At 60.8% G+C, this 15,762-nt stretch carries 22 protein-coding genes; all 22 read left to right on the top strand.

The genetic code is table 11. The annotated features are described in order from the left end of the window. The first annotated feature begins 70 nt into the window (after nucleotides 1-70). The gene (locus Q0743_RS22965) at nucleotides 71-1,732 is read left to right on the top strand and encodes a hypothetical protein (RefSeq protein WP_298243761.1); all 1,662 of its coding nucleotides are present in this window, start codon (nucleotides 71-73) and stop codon (nucleotides 1,730-1,732) included. Then, the gene (locus tag Q0743_RS22960) at nucleotides 1,725-2,537 is read left to right on the top strand and encodes a DUF4951 domain-containing protein (protein ID WP_298243760.1); all 813 of its coding nucleotides are present in this window, start codon (nucleotides 1,725-1,727) and stop codon (nucleotides 2,535-2,537) included. Before Q0743_RS22965 ends, Q0743_RS22960 begins: the two co-directional genes overlap by 8 nt. A 297-nt stretch (nucleotides 2,538-2,834) precedes the next feature. Further along, a complete protein-coding gene (locus Q0743_RS22955; RefSeq protein WP_298243759.1) occupies nucleotides 2,835-3,290 on the top strand; it encodes an SMI1/KNR4 family protein in 456 nt (151 codons plus the stop codon). A 287-nt stretch (nucleotides 3,291-3,577) separates the two neighbouring features. Next, entirely contained in the window at nucleotides 3,578-3,733 is a 156-nt protein-coding gene (locus Q0743_RS22950) for a hypothetical protein (RefSeq protein ID WP_298243758.1), read from the top strand. After that, a complete protein-coding gene (locus tag Q0743_RS22945) occupies nucleotides 3,726-4,778 on the top strand; it encodes a hypothetical protein (protein ID WP_298243757.1) in 1,053 nt (350 codons plus the stop codon). The genes Q0743_RS22950 and Q0743_RS22945 overlap by 8 nt, the downstream gene beginning before the upstream one ends. Before the next feature lie 13 nt (nucleotides 4,779-4,791). Then, nucleotides 4,792-5,151 (top strand): hypothetical protein, encoded by a 360-nt coding sequence (locus tag Q0743_RS22940; protein WP_298243756.1) that lies wholly within the window; start codon nucleotides 4,792-4,794, stop codon nucleotides 5,149-5,151. Nucleotides 5,152-5,283: 132 nt separating this feature from the next. Further along, nucleotides 5,284-5,634, top strand: a complete 351-nt coding sequence (locus tag Q0743_RS22935) for a hypothetical protein (protein WP_298243755.1) — start codon at nucleotides 5,284-5,286, stop codon at nucleotides 5,632-5,634. 3 nt (nucleotides 5,635-5,637) lie between these two features. Beyond that, nucleotides 5,638-6,153: a hypothetical protein gene (locus Q0743_RS22930; RefSeq protein WP_298243754.1), complete on the top strand. Its 516-nt coding sequence runs from the start codon at nucleotides 5,638-5,640 to the stop codon at nucleotides 6,151-6,153. 211 nt (nucleotides 6,154-6,364) lie between these two features. Then, nucleotides 6,365-6,661: a DUF6883 domain-containing protein gene (locus tag Q0743_RS22925; RefSeq protein ID WP_298243753.1), complete on the top strand. Its 297-nt coding sequence runs from the start codon at nucleotides 6,365-6,367 to the stop codon at nucleotides 6,659-6,661. 5 nt (nucleotides 6,662-6,666) lie between these two features. Beyond that, nucleotides 6,667-6,918 carry a DUF4926 domain-containing protein gene (locus Q0743_RS34295; protein ID WP_367184933.1) on the top strand — a complete coding sequence of 84 codons (252 nt, stop codon included), beginning with the start codon at nucleotides 6,667-6,669 and terminating at the stop codon, nucleotides 6,916-6,918. Nucleotides 6,919-7,102: 184 nt separating this feature from the next. Then, a complete protein-coding gene (locus Q0743_RS22920; RefSeq protein ID WP_298243752.1) occupies nucleotides 7,103-7,582 on the top strand; it encodes a hypothetical protein in 480 nt (159 codons plus the stop codon). 103 nt (nucleotides 7,583-7,685) lie between these two features. Then, on the top strand, nucleotides 7,686-8,792 hold the full coding sequence (locus tag Q0743_RS22915) for a hypothetical protein (RefSeq protein WP_298243751.1): 1,107 nt from the start codon (nucleotides 7,686-7,688) through the stop codon (nucleotides 8,790-8,792). Then, nucleotides 8,789-9,631 carry a M23 family metallopeptidase gene (locus Q0743_RS22910; RefSeq protein ID WP_298243750.1) on the top strand — a complete coding sequence of 281 codons (843 nt, stop codon included), beginning with the start codon at nucleotides 8,789-8,791 and terminating at the stop codon, nucleotides 9,629-9,631. The genes Q0743_RS22915 and Q0743_RS22910 overlap by 4 nt, the downstream gene beginning before the upstream one ends. A gap of 66 nt (nucleotides 9,632-9,697) precedes the next feature. Continuing rightward, nucleotides 9,698-10,558, top strand: a complete 861-nt coding sequence (locus Q0743_RS22905; RefSeq protein ID WP_298243749.1) for a hypothetical protein — start codon at nucleotides 9,698-9,700, stop codon at nucleotides 10,556-10,558. A gap of 66 nt (nucleotides 10,559-10,624) precedes the next feature. Continuing rightward, the gene (locus Q0743_RS22900; RefSeq protein ID WP_298243748.1) at nucleotides 10,625-11,689 is read left to right on the top strand and encodes a hypothetical protein; all 1,065 of its coding nucleotides are present in this window, start codon (nucleotides 10,625-10,627) and stop codon (nucleotides 11,687-11,689) included. A gap of 45 nt (nucleotides 11,690-11,734) precedes the next feature. Continuing rightward, complete coding sequence (locus Q0743_RS22895) at nucleotides 11,735-12,322, top strand: hypothetical protein (RefSeq protein ID WP_298243747.1); 588 nt, start codon at nucleotides 11,735-11,737, stop codon at nucleotides 12,320-12,322. A gap of 306 nt (nucleotides 12,323-12,628) precedes the next feature. Beyond that, the gene (locus Q0743_RS22890) at nucleotides 12,629-13,591 is read left to right on the top strand and encodes a DUF5309 domain-containing protein (protein WP_298243746.1); all 963 of its coding nucleotides are present in this window, start codon (nucleotides 12,629-12,631) and stop codon (nucleotides 13,589-13,591) included. A gap of 71 nt (nucleotides 13,592-13,662) precedes the next feature. After that, the gene (locus tag Q0743_RS22885) at nucleotides 13,663-14,025 is read left to right on the top strand and encodes a hypothetical protein (RefSeq protein ID WP_298243745.1); all 363 of its coding nucleotides are present in this window, start codon (nucleotides 13,663-13,665) and stop codon (nucleotides 14,023-14,025) included. Between the two features lies 1 nt (nucleotide 14,026). Next, entirely contained in the window at nucleotides 14,027-14,338 is a 312-nt protein-coding gene (locus Q0743_RS22880; RefSeq protein ID WP_298243744.1) for a hypothetical protein, read from the top strand. Then, nucleotides 14,338-14,670, top strand: coding sequence for a hypothetical protein (locus tag Q0743_RS22875; RefSeq protein ID WP_298243743.1), 333 nt, complete (start codon nucleotides 14,338-14,340; stop codon nucleotides 14,668-14,670). Before Q0743_RS22880 ends, Q0743_RS22875 begins: the two co-directional genes overlap by 1 nt. Beyond that, on the top strand, nucleotides 14,667-15,320 hold the full coding sequence (locus Q0743_RS22870) for a hypothetical protein (RefSeq protein WP_298243742.1): 654 nt from the start codon (nucleotides 14,667-14,669) through the stop codon (nucleotides 15,318-15,320). Before Q0743_RS22875 ends, Q0743_RS22870 begins: the two co-directional genes overlap by 4 nt. 9 nt (nucleotides 15,321-15,329) lie before the next feature. Further along, on the top strand, nucleotides 15,330-15,761 hold the full coding sequence (locus tag Q0743_RS22865) for a hypothetical protein (RefSeq protein ID WP_298243741.1): 432 nt from the start codon (nucleotides 15,330-15,332) through the stop codon (nucleotides 15,759-15,761). Nucleotide 15,762 lies beyond the last annotated feature (1 nt).

The following is a 15,762-nucleotide window of genomic DNA, read 5'->3' as shown; positions in this document are numbered from 1 at the left end:
CAACGGTTACTAACCCGGCCCGCCGCATCGAGCGGCGAGCCTTTGCGCAGAACCGAGAGTTCAATCACACATGCCCGTTCCCTTGCTAGCCCCGGCGCAACCCGCGCCGATGGGCTCTCTCGTCACGCATGACGTCACCATCGTCACCACGCGCAAACTCGCGCAGGCGCGGGTGATGGGTGTGCCGCCCGAAGAATTCGGCATCGAGCGCGGTGCACGCAGCATCCGCGACTGCAACTATTGCTTCCACGAGGTCGTCACCAAGACCGAGGCGCAGCTGATCGCGGAAGGTTTCGAGGCCGGCCAGATCAGGGCCCTGCTGCCGCATACCGGCATGACCGAGATCGAGACGCTGGCGCGCGACACGGTGGAGGAGCATCTGTCCGCGACATCAGGCGGCGGCAGCGCCAACGCTGCGGCGCGGCTGGTGCGCATCACCGAGCACTATGTTCGCATGGACTACGAGGGCTCGGGCCGTCCCTGCCTCTACCAGGTCATCACGGGCGGCGACCAGGCCGAGATCCTGCGCAAGGACGGCAAGGACTGCATCACGCCGTTCGACGAGATGCCGTTCGCGGCGACCACGCCGGTGCCGGTGACCCATCGCTTCTTCGGCCGCTCGATCGCCGATCTCGTGATGCCGTTGCAGCGCGAGAAGACAGCGCTGAAGCGCGGCGCGCTGGACAATCTCTATCTGCACAACAATCCGCGCGTCGAGGTCGCCGAGCAGAACGCCGGGCCGAATACGCTCGACGACCTGCTGGTGTCGCGGCCGGGCGGAGTGGTCCGCACCAAGACGGCAGGCGGGCTGAACTGGCAGGTGGTGCCTGATATCACCACGTCGATCTATCCGATGCTGCAATATCTCGACGCCGAGCTCGAGATCCGCACCGGCCTCGCCAAGCAGGCGCAGGGCATCGACGCCAACGCGTTGCAGAACCAATCGGCGACCGCGGTCGCGCAGGTGTTCTCTGCCTCGCAGATGCGCATCAAGCTGATCGCGCGTGTCATGGCCGAAGGCGTGCGCGATATCTTCGCGCTGCTGCACGGCACCATCCGCAAGCATGGCCAGCGCGAGGAGACGGTGCGGCTGCGCAATGCCTGGGTCGCCGTCAATCCGCGCAACTGGAAGACGCGCGAGGACATGACCATTAATGTCGGCCTCGGCGCCGGCGGCAAGGCCCAGCAATTCGCCCAGACCATGGCGATCGCCAACGTGCAGAAGGAGCTGCTCGCCGGCGGCAAGCTCAACCTGGTCGGCGACCGTCAGCTCTACAACACCGCGGCCGAGCTGACGCGGATCATGGGGCATCGCAACCCGGACCAGTTCTTTTGCGATCCCATGGCCGTCAATCCGCAGACCGGGCAGCTGTTGCATCCGCCGCCGACGCCACCGCAGCCGCCGCCCGATCCGAAATTGCTGGCGCTGCAGGCGCGCGTTCAGGCCGACCAGCTTGCCGCCGCCCACCGGGTGCAGATCGAACGCGAGAAGGCGCAAGCGGACGCGATCCATCTCCAGGTCAAGACGCAAGGGGAGATCGAGCTGGCCAAGATCAAGGCCACGCTCGACGCCAAGATGACGGTGCTGGAGACGCATCTGAAGGCGGCGATCGAAGGGGGGAAGGTGCAGCGGTCATATCCGCCGGGCGCCCGCAAGGCGAGGGACGGCCACCACTACGTGTCGGATTCTAACCGTCCCGGCAAATATCTGCTGGTCGTTCATCATGGCTGATTATTCTCTGGTGCCGGTCGAGCATCAGCCGGACTTCGAGAATGCCTCTCTCGTTCCAGTCGACCACAACCCATTCCCTGAGGATGAGCCCCAGCAGGCGCAAAGCCCGCAAGCGCAGAGTGAGCCGGCGCTGGCGCAATCGGGGCAGAGAGTGCAGCCCCAGTTGACACAGGCTCAACCGCAAAGCCAGCCGCAGCCCGTGCTGTCCGCCCAGCCAAAGTCGGCTGTTTCCGGTGATTCTGCGGTCGGAGGTGGTTCGGGTTCGCCCTTCGTCAAGTTCTTTAATCAGCTAGCCGCTCCCGAACTCGCTCAATCGGAAGGGGTGACAGATCTTGTGCGGAATAATCCGACAGCTGCAAAGATCGAGGGAGCGTTTGGGGTCGGTTCGCTGCTGCTTCCGCCGCTGGCGATTGCGGGTGCCGAGGCGCTCGGTCTGTTTGGCGTGGGAGGCTCCGCGGTTGCTGACGGGCTGGCCGGGTCAACAGTCTCTGCGGCAGGTAGAGCTGCTGCGGGCAGCGCCGCCAGACAAGCCATTGCCGAAGCGGAAGCCACCTTGCCCGAAGGAATAAAGCGAGCGCAATTTGGGCGACTTGCCGGTTTCGAACAAGGGCTGGAAGCATCACGCGCGGCTTCCACCGAAGCGACTGCCGAAATAATATCGAGACTCAAATCGGCCGGCATTACCGCACGATCTATTGCGGCCTTCCAAAAAATCTATGAGGGTGTGGCGCGTGACAATCCATCCAACCTGTCGGCAGTCCATCGCGCAGCGTTGCTGGCGAAAATCTTGAGGAACTTCCAATGACAGATACGACCGTAAAATACGTCGTAATCAACCACAACCCCGGGCCGTTGACGGTGATCGTGGAACCTTGGGCTGAGGAGGTTGTTCTTTCGCCGGATTCTCAACTGTTGCTGACGGTCCTCTGCGACAGGGAAGGTGTGCTGGAAGTGGTACCGAGCCCCAACTTCCTTACCGTGTGGGTTTGGACCGGGTGTCGAGCGATGCTTGCTTTGAATGGTCAGGATCTGAATTTGCCATGGCTTCTAAGGCCATCTCCCTAAGTAGGTTGGCCAGCGCGAGCGTTAGAGGAGACAGGCAATGGTTGTCTTTGAGCGTACTGCTCCACCGCTTTCCGAACTGGATATCAAGCGCGTGGAGAATCGCCTCGGTATTCGCTTGCCGCAGGATCTCAAGGAACACTACCTTCGGCACAACGGCGGCACGCCCCGCCCTCAATTTTTTCCCAAGGATGGAGACGCATATGACGTCGAAACATTCCTGCCTATGAACGTAGAAGATCCCATCGGAACTACCTTCGAAGACACCTATGTCATGATGGTGGATCAAACGCCGGACTTTCCGCAGGGGCTCATACCGTTCGCGGACGATCCCTCTGGGGACAAGTTTCTTTATAGTGTGAGGCCAGAGTCTTTCGGAAATATCATGTTCATTTCTCATGAAGATTATGAGGACCCTGATCGATACATTGTGTTTCTCGCCCCAACACTGAAGCAGTTTATCGATTCTCTCACTGAACTACCTGAAGGGTTGTAGGGGCAATAAAGCCGGGCGGTTACGCGTCTTCTCGTAAGATCGTGATTGTGGGGCTGGATGCATCCAGGATGAGGGCACAAGAACCGAACGTTTGCTAATACGGCTCCCTGCCGCATCGACTGTCGCCCGATCCAAAATTACAGGCCGTGCTGGCGCGAGTGCAGGTCGACGCCGCGACCGCCGCGCATTAGGCGCAGATCCAGCAGCAGAACGACGCGATCCATCTCCAGGTCAAGACCCAAGGAGAGATCTAGCTCGCCAAGATCAAGGCCGCCCTCGATGCCAAGATGTCGGTGCTGGAGACGCATCTGAAGGCGGCGATCGAAGCAGGCAAGGTGCAGCGGTCATATCCGCCAGGCGCACGCAAGGCGAGGGACGGCCACCACTATCTGCCGGACTCGGGCCGTCCCGGCAAATATCTCCTGGTCGTTCATCATGGCTGATTATTCTCTGGTGCCGGTCGAGCATCAGCCGGACTTCGAGAATGCCACTCTCGTTCCAGTCGACCACAACCCATTCCCTGAGGATGAGCCCCAGCAAGCGCAAAGCCTGCAAGCGCAGGCGCAACAGGCGCAGACTCAACAGTCTGCGATGGGAGCAGGCAGATCCAGCGCACCGATACCTGGCGTGGCAACAACAGGCTCCACCGGATCTACCCTCGCGGCAGGGGCCGGTGACTTCTTCAAGTCCATCCCTCGCGGGGTCGTCTCTGGCTTCAACAGCGCGGCGAGCGCATTGGGACGCGCCACACAGGCCGAGATGGGGCAAGACGTCGACGCGCCGACTCCAGAACAGGGAATGCAGATTCTCGAGAAGGAAGTCACGGGGCCGATGTACAGGCCGGAAGGCCGGGCGGGCCAATTCGGTGCATCAGTCGGGGAATTTCTCGGCAATCCCGCTTCCTATGTAGCGCCTGGAGGCGTGCCTCTCAAAGTCGGAGCGGCTGTGCTGGGCGGCCTGGGGAGCGAAGCCGGAGGCCAGCTTGGCGAGGGGACTCCTTGGGAGGTGCCTCTCCGATTCGCCGGCGGCGCACTCGGCGTGCTCGGTCCGCTCGGTGCAGCCAGGTTAGGAACGGGAGCACGCGCCGCGCAGACTCTGCCGCCCGCCGCAGAAGAAGCGAGCGCGAGGTTTGGACAAGCGGCAGAGAATGCGCCACAAACTTTCTATAGAGGCGATCAAGCCGGCCTCACGGAATTCCGGTCGCATGCGGCACGAGCGGGAGGCCAAGCCTACTCCGAAGCGGTCTTGGCAGAAGGGGACCAGCACGACTTGATGACGAAGCACGCGCTTGACAGCCGCAATCCGCCGTCTCCATATATCGCCGTAACCACCGATCCTAACGTTGCGCGAATACACGGTGACACGACCTACCGGCTGCAATTGGCGCCGGGCCGAGCAACTCCAAACCCATACAGCCTATATAGCGAAAGCGAGTACCTGGTTCCGCACTACATCTCACCGGACGAAATCAAAGGTACGCTTCCGTAGGCTCAGGTACGACATGCCGACATTTCGATCTCCTCCATCTCCTCCATTTCCAGCAATCATTCCGACGAAGAGTCTCAAGCTGTCTGCTGTGCCGAGCGAATCAGAGCCTTGGCCGATCATCGGACGCTTCGCGCTGACTTTTCATCCGTCCGAGGATGACCCATACAAGCTCAACTGGCGGGACTTGCCCGCCTTGTCAGCCGACAGCGGCCTGGTGCGGCTTCGGGCACACCTGTTCTTGGAGCAGCGGCGCTGGAATCATATGAGCCGCGAGCCCGATGCCAGTACCATGTTAGCCATCCGAAGGGTTGTTGCTTTAATTCGCGCGATATTGTCCGAGCAGAGCAAAGATGCATCGGAGGCCGAAGCATGAAATATCCCGCGCCCACCTGGCGAGGACTCACCCGCGTAGAAGCGCCGGCCTGGTTTGTGGATCGGATGGCGCATTACACGGACCGGCAGAGGAGCTTTCTGGTCTACGAGCATGGGACTGCGGTTTTTGACAATGGCTCATCCGAGCCGGATATTGCCAAGTGTAATGTGTAATGCGGCGCTGCTGGACGTTGTGACCCATATGCCAGACTTTTCGGTCAGGCCGATGCGCGACGGTAACTTCGTCGTCGACTTCAAAGGGCCGGTGTACGGCCTCGTCGAGGGTACGTTCTTCAAGCAGAATCGACAGCAGCTATCGCTTGATGCGAAGAAGCATGGTCTGTTTCCCACCGAGAAACTTTTGTATCCGAGTGAAGCGAGCGTCAAAGCTGGTGAGCATGTCATCGGTCTTTACGCACGCGCCAATCTGTATCTGGATGTTGAGTCCCCGGTTGTCGTAGGACGGTTTACTCCGTCTGTCTGAACCTTGCCGGAGAGCCGCCGGGCGCAGGCCGACGCGATCCATCTCCAGGTCAAGACGCAAGGGGAGATCGAGCTCGCCAAGATCAAGGCTGCGCTCGACGCCAAGATGACGGTGCTGGAGACCCATCTGAAGGCGGCGATCGAAATGGGGAAGGCGCAGCGGGCGTATCCGGCGGGCGCACGCAAGACGAGAGGCGGCCATCAATGTCTGCCTGATGCCCCCCGCCGGAAAAGTTCTGCAGGTCGTTCATCATGTCTGATTATTCTCTGGTGCCGGTCGAGCATCAGCCGGACTTTGAAAACATCACCCTCGTTCCGGTCGAACACGATCCGTTCAGTGATAGCGGCACGTTCCCGCAGGCGCGGTTTGAACAAGCGCAAACGCAGTCAGCGCCGCAAGCCCAGCCGCAAAAGTCTGCAGCGGGCGCCAGTCGGCCCGCCGTCAATGGAGCGGCGACGGGAAACGTCCCTGTTGGATCGAGTGGCGACGTTGCCGGCGGCCATGCAGGAAGTGGCTTAGACGACGCGATCTCCGCCCCCGGGTCGGCAAGTAATGGCGATGGTTCGTTATTCGGTAAGGGTCTATTGCGAGGCACCATCAACGCTGTGGTGCCTGGTGCGCCGCGGAAACGGTCGCGCCCGCGGTTACGGACAGCTTTGCAGCGGGCCGGACGCTGGCAAGCAGGTCGATACCGGTGGCGGCGAGTCCAGCCGAAGAGTCCGCCGCCAGCGTGCGCGATAAGCTGAATCGCTATCTGCTTAGTCCGGAGCACATTAGTGGTGGTCCGAAGGCAAGATGGTTCGAACAGGCGCTCGGCTTCGGTCGCGAAAATACAGAAGACCTTGCAAAGCAATTGGTCTTCGATAAATCTCAGGCAGTCCAAAAAGCTATCACGCAGCACGGGACGGTGTTTAACCAGCCCATCCACGTCACTGGCGCCAACGGCCGCACGATCCCGGTCATCACGGGCTGGACGATCGGAAAAGACGGAGTGCCACGGCTCAACACAGCCTTCCCAAGCAGGTAGATCCAATGTTCGAGTTACATGACGTCATTATACTCAAGCATGCGATACCCGGGATACCGGTGCCGGCCGGTTCTCAAGGAACCATTGTGTACGTGCCTGACGACGATCCATCAGGATTTCTGGTCGAGTTTCCGGACGCAGTGGATGAATACGGTCGGGACGCGAACGGGGAGGATACGCTAGGAGTCTATCCCGTACGCGCCGCGGATCTAGGCGAAGGTGATAATTCCTGGAAAAATGCTAGGAAGCATCGCTAAACCAAATAGGCTTGAACTCGCTACGGTGAATGCGGTGGCATGCCTCATGGATATTCAAACAGCCGATGATGGCGAGGCAGTTGGCAGCTAGAGACAGGCCGCACAATTCACACACCCGCCGCGGCCGGCACCCGATCCGACGCTATTGTCCTCGTTACAGATGCCGAGACGGCGCTCGCAGCGGTTGGGTACGAACATCGTGCCCCTGGATGCGCACCCGAAGACGCTCAATCAGCAGCAGAAGATACAATGCGCGAAGGTGCAGCGCGGGATGGATGCTGCCAAGGCGTCGCTCGATCTCGCCGGATGCGCCATGCGCCACGATCTGAAGACGCGACGACGAAATCACGAGGAGAGGAAGCCGATGTCTGACGAGAGCGCTCTGGAGAGGGCGGCTGCGAGGGCGGCTCGTGCCGAAGCATTATGCGATGATGAAATTCTGAACGAGGCGTTTGCGGCGCTCGAGAACAGCTACATCGCGGCCTGGCGCGCAACCAGCGTAGACGACGCCGCCGGTCGCGAAAAGTTGTTCCTCGCCATCAACATCGTCGGCAAGGTACGCGATCACCTGGCTGGCGTCGTCGCCAACGGCAAGCTGGCGCGCGCGGAGCTGAAGGAGCTTGCGGAAACCGCGGAGCGGCGGAAGAGGTTCGGGATCATTTAGCTCTTGCAACCAAGGCGAGAATACTCGACAATGTTCCGTGTTTGTTCCAGAATTGTTGATGGGGGGCCATGTACACGGCCGCACCCAAGGAATGAGTGCTTGCATGCGGTTCCGTTCGATTGATCTTGATCTGCGTTCTTCGTTCTTTTTGGCTGTGCTGGGGCTGCTCGTCACGGCCACTGCGTGCCGTGCAGAAGGGGCTTCGCCTGCACCGCCAACCAAGCCTCGAGCCGTTCCGGCTTTCGAGAAATTACCGCATACGCCGCTGCCGAAAGGCGAGTTCATCGCGTGGTGCGGGGATCGGGAGCGCTATCTGCTCGCGACGGATGGTCGGTATGTCGACGCATACGATGGGAGCACGAAGATCTCCGCTCCGTCGCCGACCCGGGGTCCAGCTCAATGCGACGTGGACGGTCGCTATATCGCCTTTGTCGAGAATGATGCGGGGCGCGTAAGGAAATTCGAACTGGAGACTGGCAAAAGCGAGATCCTCGCAACATTCCAAAAGCAGTCGTACCCCAGCATCAAGGTATCATTCTCACCCGACCTGAAGATCGTGGCCTCAACCCGGCCGCTGCAACTGACGGCGGAAGCGGGAGAGTTGCGCACGATTAACCTATCGGAGGCGATTGGTCACCCCGTTTCGGAAGTCGTCTGGGCTCCCGACAGCTCAAAGTTTTTTGCAACCGACTCCGACACGATCGATGTCCTGGACATGCAGGGCAAAAAGATCGGGGGAGGCAGGCTTCTGAAGGGATCGTACGTTCGTACAGGCTGGTTTGACGTTGAACAGAAGTCGCTTTTTCTGTTCCTCGTGACGGAGGCCGACGAGTCCGGTGGTCCTCTTGTCAGATGCCGCATCGCGAATTGGCGATGCGTGCGGGTGAAGGAGCGGGTCGAGCAGGCCTCGGGCGGCGGCAAGGGTTTCATAGGCACAGTCGGGCCACTCGATCCGCGAGAGCCATCCGACCAGGAGTGGCAAGCGATCTACTCGCGTTACGCGGCAGAACTCCGCGACAATTCATTTCGTCTGCTGTTCCGGCAGGAGTTTACCTTGGCAGCCGGTCAAACCATGCCTCGGCTGTATGTGTCCCCAACGGGCGCCACGGCAGTGCTGTCCTGGAGGCTGACGGAGCGCTTATGTCCTGATCCGGCCAACAACAAATGTCGGGCCGGCTGGATATTGGATATCGGAAAGGCCATTAAATGAGTGATCCCTACAATCCCGGGCCGCCGTTTCGCCGCACCTCGGCCTATGGCAGGCGAAAAGATCCGATCACGGGCGAACTCGGAAAATTCCACTCAGGACAGGATTTCGCGGCGCGCCCGGGCACTCCGATTCCGGCGGCGACACCTGGCACAGTCGTTTATTCTGGTTTCAACGACAACTTTGGCAACACCGTCATCGTGAGGAATGAAGCGGGCTATAGCCTCTACGCTCATATGCAGGAGGGCAGCTCGATGCCGAAGCCCGGCCAGCGCGTCTGGCCCGGAGATATCATAGGCAACGTCGGAAGCACTGGTGCCCGCAGCACCGGACCTCATTTGCATTACTCGGTCATTAAAAATGAAGATGCGACCCCGGCCTTGGGAGAAAAACATCGAAATGGGGGACCTCTTGGCGTTGCCGTAAACGGCGGCACCACGATTGACCCTGCCAGATTTGACACCAGTGTCCCTCATCTGGTTCAGGCGGCGGCCGCAGCCGGGGGGCCGGTCAGTTCGGCTCCGCTGCGTGGATTGGGCTTTCCAAGTCGCGACGGTGTTGTTGCCGATCGCTACGGCGCCTGGAATTCTCTGCCGGGTGGCCCTGCCGCCGCTCAATCGGCGGCGGCACCGCAGCCCGGAGGATTGCCGGGAATGATTGCCGACTATCTGCGCCAGAGCCGGGGAACGGCAGGCACCTCGCAGACAACCAATGGCTTACCCGCGGTGCCATTCGTCAGGGAAGATGATCCCTTGTCGGAAGGTCGGTCCGCCAGTTTCAACGATCGCTTCGGCGACTGGCCTGCCATTCGCCAATTGTCGTCGCACTGGGAGTCAAGGTGACTACGGCGACGATACATTAGCGCTCGCGCGCTCGTGAGGCCAGTCGGAAACCTGGCGGCGATCAGCATGCTGGTACGAAACTTCACGCGCGTCGGTGTGATCGGCATATTTCGTTCACTCACAGCACTGCTCTCCTTCTGCGCTTTCACTCTTTTCCTTTTCGGTCCGTCAGGTGCCCAAGAGAGCTTGTTCGACAAGGAGGCATTCCATCGCGCGGCTGACTATTGCCGCAGTGTTGCCGTGCGCCCAATCGCGCTCAGCGACGATCAGTCAATCCTGTGTCTTGACGGCCGGATCGAGGATCATGCCGACATATCGCCGGCGAAGAAGCTGAAGGAAGGCGGTCTCTTCGTCGTTCGAAGCGCAAGAGGCGATATTGCGGCGGCAATTGCTCTTGCCGAGGTAGTCCGTGAACGACACGCTGTGGTCGTTGTGTACGACCAGTGTCTGTCGAGCTGCGCCAACTATCTCTTGATCGCGTCCGATCGGGCTCATGTGCTCAAGGGCGCATTGGTCGCGTGGGACTATGAGAGCACCGATCCCGCGCTGCCATCATGCGCCGAATTCGCGATGGAAAAGACGCGAGATGGAGATTACCGCCTGCAGCACGGGTCCTGTCGGCCCTTGCCGGCCGACGAGGCTCATTGGCAGGAGATCGTGCTGGCTCAGGCTGGCTCTTACAAGCAGCGCGTGCTCGACCCGCACTTTGAGCCGCCGCCGGACAATCGCTATCTGCGAAAAGTCGTCAAGTCACGCTATCCCGATACTCAGGCTTACCATCATGTCGGGTGGACTCTTCACCCCAGATATATCGCGAGATTGTTCAAGGCCAGGATTGTCTACGAGTCCTATCCGGAAGGGCAGGCCGAGGTGGACGAGATGGTAGCTCGGCTGCGTCTCGATATGAAGGTCATTTACGATCCGTAGTCCGCGAACTCGGTCGAGATCGAAGTAAACACGACCCTTTCCGTGGCCAGGCAGGCGGCGAACAGCATGCTGATCCAAAATTTCAGGCGCATCGCCGCAATCTGCATGTCGCTCGCCCTTACGAGCCAGCCGGCCTCGTCGCAAGAGGCCGGAACGAGTGCCATCCTGGGCATCCATCTGGCCATGTCTCCCGAACTGTCGTTTTACGATCAGCATGTCAATCAGGAAATACTGCGTGCGCTGTTGCTCAATGCCCGCCGGCTTCCCGACGTCGCGCCCTGCGAATTGTCCCATCCCTATCAAATCGACTATGTCTTCGGCGATTTCGCCGTGACTGCGCGACACTACAATCCGGCCATGCTCGAGAAGTGTCTTCGTGGCGTGGTCCGCTATGTCCTGCACGAAGACATTGCCGAGGTCGACTTTCTTGCCGCTCGCGCTTCCAATGTCCGCGTGGAAAGAGAACATTTCGAGCTAGCCGCGAAGTACTCGCAACGAGCGGACGATGTTGCGGAACGCATGGCACTTCTCTCGATCTATCGAAGGCATTCTCCACTCCACCAGCTACTTTCGGTCGATGCGAACGCAATAGCGATGCTGTCATTCGATGAATTCTCGCTCTGGCTCGAGCGCAGCCGCAAGGCGGCGAGATTCTCGTTCCATGGTCCAAACAGGCTGCTTGAATCACTTGGTCTTCCCGTGCCCGACCCAATGGTCCTGCAACCGATCAGCTCGCTGGCATCGCCTCGCATGCCCGCCGGCGTCCTGGCCGTTGATGGCGAGCCTGCCGGGATTGCGGCACTGATCGCGTTGTTCTTGGGGCACGACGAGACGTTTTCCATCGATGAGAAGGCGAGGCGACGATTTGCCTGTAACCAAGATGACCGATCGAACTTGGGGGTCGGCTACGACTCCATCGCGCGCGCGTCGTGTCGTACCTACGACCATTTTGGTGATATCTGGTTCACGATGCCGCTCAGGAAGGCCGAGAGCGCGCGTTACTCTGATTTTTGCCGGCAAGTGCTTGAGCTGAGCCGTGACGACGACATTGCGACGGTTGCACGCTTCAGTCCGGACGGATCGAAAGGTCTGTACGTCCTGCTGCCGCCGGCTTGCAAAGCGTCCGACTGAACTTCCAACGGGATTGGATTGATAACTTCCGGCGGAGGACGCCGGATGAAAGGAATCATCTTGCCCATCGAGACTTTCGACGTCACGGACGAAAATGGTGCGCGGGTAACCGGAACTGCGGAGGCATATCGCGACTCCAAGGGAGAATTTTACAATCCGAACAGCCCGTACTATCAGCATCCCCGCTTTTCCAATCATAGCATCCAGTTTCTCAACGATAAGGATCTATGTCGCATCAATCGATCAGCGCTCAGCAATGCGGTGCAGAAGGCGCTCCGAAACGCCTTGACCAGGTTCGATATTCCTGACCCGAGCCCGCAGGCAATCGAGTCGCGCGTCAATGATTCAATTGCCGACGCACTGCGGGCATGCGCGCCGCCCATGAGCCAAGCCGTGCCTCCGACTGAGCCGCAAGAGCCTCCTATGTCGATGGCAGATCTCGTCATCGACCATATCCGGCGTCAGCAACAGCCGAACGCCGATGGACACCAATCGTCCGTTTTCGACGCTGGAGCGGCGCCCCTGCCGTTCGCTCCCACGGCCGCGCTTGCGCCCTCAAACGAGCTGGCTGGAGACGATCGCTCTCAAGACAAGTCGCTTATCCGGCGTTTGACGCGTGCACGGTCAAGCTGATGCCGCGTAAGACCGCAACTTCCCTCTCCCGGATTTTCCTAACCGGGCGCCTGGTACCGGGTGCGGATAATGATCGTCGGCTTCGCATAGACTTCTCGACGCTTCTATCCGTCGATGCCGCCCTTGCGTGGATAACGCAGGTTCCCGGCAGCTAAGGCTCGCCATATCGAACCGGAAATGACTTCCGCGCCATCGGGGCAGCGAGATCGCAACGTAGCAACCAGAAACACCTACGCCTTTGCGGGCTGCCGCGCAGGAAACCCCTGCGCGTCACGCGACGCAATCGGCCTTCATCGGGGAACCCAGATGACTCTACCGACCTCCACCTTCGTTACTTACTCCGCGGTGGGCAACCGCGAAGACCTCAGCGACATGATCTATCGCATCGACCCCGTCGACACGCCGTTCATGAGCGGCGTCGACAAGGAGAAGGCGACTGCCGTCAATCATGAATGGCAGACCCAGGCGCTCGCCGGTGCCGACGCCAACAACGCCCAGCTCGAGGGCGACGATCCCAACACCAACACGACCACGCCGACCGTGCGCCTCGGCAATCTCTGCCAGATCTCCTACAAGGTCGCCCGGGTCTCGGGCACCCAGCAGGCGGTCGACCACGCCGGCCGCGACAACGAGCTGGCCTATCAGGAAATGCTCAAGGGGCTCGAACTCAAGCGCGACCTCGAAACCATCCTGTGCGGCACCAACCAGGCCAAGGTCGTCGGCAACACCACGACGCCGCGCAAGAGCGCTTCCGTCCTCTCCTGGATTTTCTCGAACACGTCCAAGGGGACGGCAGGCGGTGCGGCGGATCCGGCCGCGGCCGACGGCACCGGCACGCGAATCGACGGCACGCAGCTCGCCTTCACCGAGGTGCGCCTGAAGACCGTGCTGTCCTCGATCTGGGGCAATGGCGGCAAGCCGGGCACGATCATGACCGGCGCTTTCAACAAGCAGGTGTTCTCTACCTTCACCGGCCGGTCTACTGCGATCGAGGAATCCAAGTCGAAGAAGATCGTGGCGTCCGTCGATGCCTATGAATCGGACTTCGGCAAGCTCAAGGTGGTCGCCAACCGCTTCCAGCGTCCGCGCGATGTCCTGGTGCTCGAGCTCGACAAATGGGCGGTCGCCTATCTCAACGGCCGCAACATGATCTCGATCCCGTTGGCCAAGACCGGCGACTCCGATCGTCGGCAGATCCTGGCCGAATACGCGCTGGTGGCCCGCAACGAGAAGGCCTCCGGCGGCGTGTTCGACAACACCACCTCCTGATCGGTCACACTCATCATTCATCCCAACCTTGGGGCAGCCTTCGGGCTGCCCCTTCTTTTTGGAGAGCCAAGATGCCGCTTCCCGGCAATCGCACCCTCAATACCGCCGATCTCACCGCTTACACGCCGTCCTGCGGCGCGAGCCCTGTCGCTGCCTATGTCCGCGTTCCCTTTCGCTGCCGCGTGCTGAAAGTCGCCGGCATCCTCGGCGGTGCGATCACGACTGCCGATGGCACCATCACTGTCGCGGCGAACGCGACGACGCTGGCGACCTTCACCGTGACGCAGGCGGGATCTGCAGCGGGCCAGTTGTTCTCGGCCGTGCCGCCGTCGCCGACCTATCTCAACGAGGACGACGTGATCATCCTGACGCCCTCCGGTGCGTCCGGTGCGACGATTCCCATGCATTTCTCGATCTCCGTGAGGGCCGCCTGACATGCCGTTTTTCTACAAGCAGAACTCTTCGCGCGTCGGCCCCACGCAGACGATCGCTTATGACAGCAGCGTCGGTGCGGCCAGCGCGTTCGGGCCGGAAACCGATCAGCTCCGCCTGGTCGCCAATTCCGGCTGTTGCTTTCGCGTCGGCGACGGCGCGCAGACCGCGACCATTTCGGATCCTTACCTTCCGGCCAACACCGTCGAATATGTCACCGTCAGTCCTGGCCAGCGCATCGCTGCGCTGAAGGCCGCGACCAACGGCCTGGTCACGGCGACTGCCGGCACGCTGTGGGTGACGGAGCTCTCGTGATGGACGGTGTCCTGATCAGGCCTCATCTCGACAGCAACGGGCGCGAGCTTGCGATCGAGCATGTCCAGGACGTGGCGCCGATCCTGGAATGGAACAGGCAGGCGCGCCGGGACGAGCAGCGCGGCGACTGGGGGCGGCACGTCGCCCGCATCCCCAATGTCATCTACGTCCAATGGCTCAACGAGGAGCAGGCGAGGGGAAACACCTCGCTGCGGCTATTCACGCCCGAATTCGACGCGATCGTGCAGCGGAAGCTGGACGATCCCGAATGGGCCCATTTGCGAACCGACAGGCCGAAATTGCAGGCCGGCTGGTCAGCGGAGCTCAAATGACTGAGATCACCGACTACACCTCACTGCAGCTGGCTGTGACCGAATACCTCGCGCGCGACCAGGATACGACGCTGATCGCGCGCATCCCGACCTTCGTCCAGCTCGCGGAATCCAAGTTCAACCGCCAGCTGTTCGTGCGGCAGATGGAGCAGCGGGCGACCGCGCTGGTCGACCTCGGCTCAAGCGAGCCGGAGTTCATCTCGCTGCCGTCGGATTTCCAGTCCATGCGCCGGGTTCGGCTGTCGAGCGTGACGGGCAAGCCATGCCTCGAATTCAAGTCGGGAACGCAGATGGACGAGTATCGCTTCGCGACATCCGACGTAGCCGCACGGCCGCGCTATTTCACCGTGTTCGGAGGCGAACTCGAGCTCGCACCGACGCCCGACGCTGCCTACACGATCGAAATGGTCTATCGCCAGACCATTCCGCCGCTCGCAGCGAACGGGACCAACTGGCTGCTGAGCATGGCGCCCGATCTCTATCTTTACGGCGCGCTGCTGGAATCCGCACCGTACATCAAGGAAGACGCGCGCATCCAGACCTGGGGGCTCGGCTTCACGTCGGCGCTGGCCGACCTCAACAATCTCGGGCTGACATCGACCTTCAATGCCGGGCCGATGACGGTGCGCGTTTCGGGACAGGTGATCTAGGAGGGCGATATGGCAAGTTTCAACAAGTTCTATTGCTTCGTGCAGGATGTCGCCAATGCGCTGCACGACATGAAGACGGGGACGCCGCAGGTCTACAAGGTTTACCTGACCAATACGGCTCCGGTCGTCACCAACACGGTCTACAACGCGCCCGCGGATCTGGCTGCGGGCAACGGCTATACGGCCGGCGGCAACAGTGTCGGCACCATCACGGGCGCGCAAACGACGGGCACCTTCAAGTTCGTCGGCGCGACGGATCCGGCGTGGACGGCATCCGGCGGTTCGATCGGGCCGTTTCAGTACGCGGTGCTCTACAATTCGACGTCGTCGACCAAGCCGCTGATCGGCTGGTGGGATTATGGCACCGCGATCACGCTGACCAACGGCAATACCTTCACCATCGATCTCGATCAGACCAATGGCATCCTGACGATCACCTGAC

This window comes from uncultured Bradyrhizobium sp., assembly GCF_936943645.1.
In the GTDB taxonomy this organism is placed as follows: Bacteria; Pseudomonadota; Alphaproteobacteria; order Rhizobiales; family Xanthobacteraceae; genus Bradyrhizobium.
The sequence above is the reverse complement of the archived record's forward strand: the minus strand, read 5'-3'. Positions and strand labels throughout refer to the sequence as shown.

Excerpts from the sequence above, each read along its gene's own strand:
- Q0743_RS22965 (WP_298243761.1), top strand. The coding sequence starts at position 71 with ATGCCCGTTCCCTTGCTAGCCCCGGCGCAACCCGCGCCGATGGGCTCT.
- Q0743_RS22960 (WP_298243760.1), top strand. The coding sequence starts at position 1,725 with ATGGCTGATTATTCTCTGGTGCCGGTCGAGCATCAGCCGGACTTCGAG.
- Q0743_RS22955 (WP_298243759.1), top strand. The coding sequence starts at position 2,835 with ATGGTTGTCTTTGAGCGTACTGCTCCACCGCTTTCCGAACTGGATATC.
- Q0743_RS22950 (WP_298243758.1), top strand. The coding sequence starts at position 3,578 with ATGTCGGTGCTGGAGACGCATCTGAAGGCGGCGATCGAAGCAGGCAAG.
- Q0743_RS22945 (WP_298243757.1), top strand. The coding sequence starts at position 3,726 with ATGGCTGATTATTCTCTGGTGCCGGTCGAGCATCAGCCGGACTTCGAG.
- Q0743_RS22940 (WP_298243756.1), top strand. The coding sequence starts at position 4,792 with ATGCCGACATTTCGATCTCCTCCATCTCCTCCATTTCCAGCAATCATT.
- Q0743_RS22935 (WP_298243755.1), top strand. The coding sequence starts at position 5,284 with ATGGCTCATCCGAGCCGGATATTGCCAAGTGTAATGTGTAATGCGGCG.
- Q0743_RS34295 (WP_367184933.1), top strand. The coding sequence starts at position 6,667 with ATGTTCGAGTTACATGACGTCATTATACTCAAGCATGCGATACCCGGG.
- Q0743_RS22915 (WP_298243751.1), top strand. The coding sequence starts at position 7,686 with ATGCGGTTCCGTTCGATTGATCTTGATCTGCGTTCTTCGTTCTTTTTG.
- Q0743_RS22910 (WP_298243750.1), top strand. The coding sequence starts at position 8,789 with ATGAGTGATCCCTACAATCCCGGGCCGCCGTTTCGCCGCACCTCGGCC.
- Q0743_RS22905 (WP_298243749.1), top strand. The coding sequence starts at position 9,698 with ATGCTGGTACGAAACTTCACGCGCGTCGGTGTGATCGGCATATTTCGT.
- Q0743_RS22900 (WP_298243748.1), top strand. The coding sequence starts at position 10,625 with ATGCTGATCCAAAATTTCAGGCGCATCGCCGCAATCTGCATGTCGCTC.
- Q0743_RS22895 (WP_298243747.1), top strand. The coding sequence starts at position 11,735 with ATGAAAGGAATCATCTTGCCCATCGAGACTTTCGACGTCACGGACGAA.
- Q0743_RS22890 (WP_298243746.1), top strand. The coding sequence starts at position 12,629 with ATGACTCTACCGACCTCCACCTTCGTTACTTACTCCGCGGTGGGCAAC.
- Q0743_RS22885 (WP_298243745.1), top strand. The coding sequence starts at position 13,663 with ATGCCGCTTCCCGGCAATCGCACCCTCAATACCGCCGATCTCACCGCT.
- Q0743_RS22880 (WP_298243744.1), top strand. The coding sequence starts at position 14,027 with ATGCCGTTTTTCTACAAGCAGAACTCTTCGCGCGTCGGCCCCACGCAG.
- Q0743_RS22875 (WP_298243743.1), top strand. The coding sequence starts at position 14,338 with ATGGACGGTGTCCTGATCAGGCCTCATCTCGACAGCAACGGGCGCGAG.
- Q0743_RS22870 (WP_298243742.1), top strand. The coding sequence starts at position 14,667 with ATGACTGAGATCACCGACTACACCTCACTGCAGCTGGCTGTGACCGAA.
- Q0743_RS22865 (WP_298243741.1), top strand. The coding sequence starts at position 15,330 with ATGGCAAGTTTCAACAAGTTCTATTGCTTCGTGCAGGATGTCGCCAAT.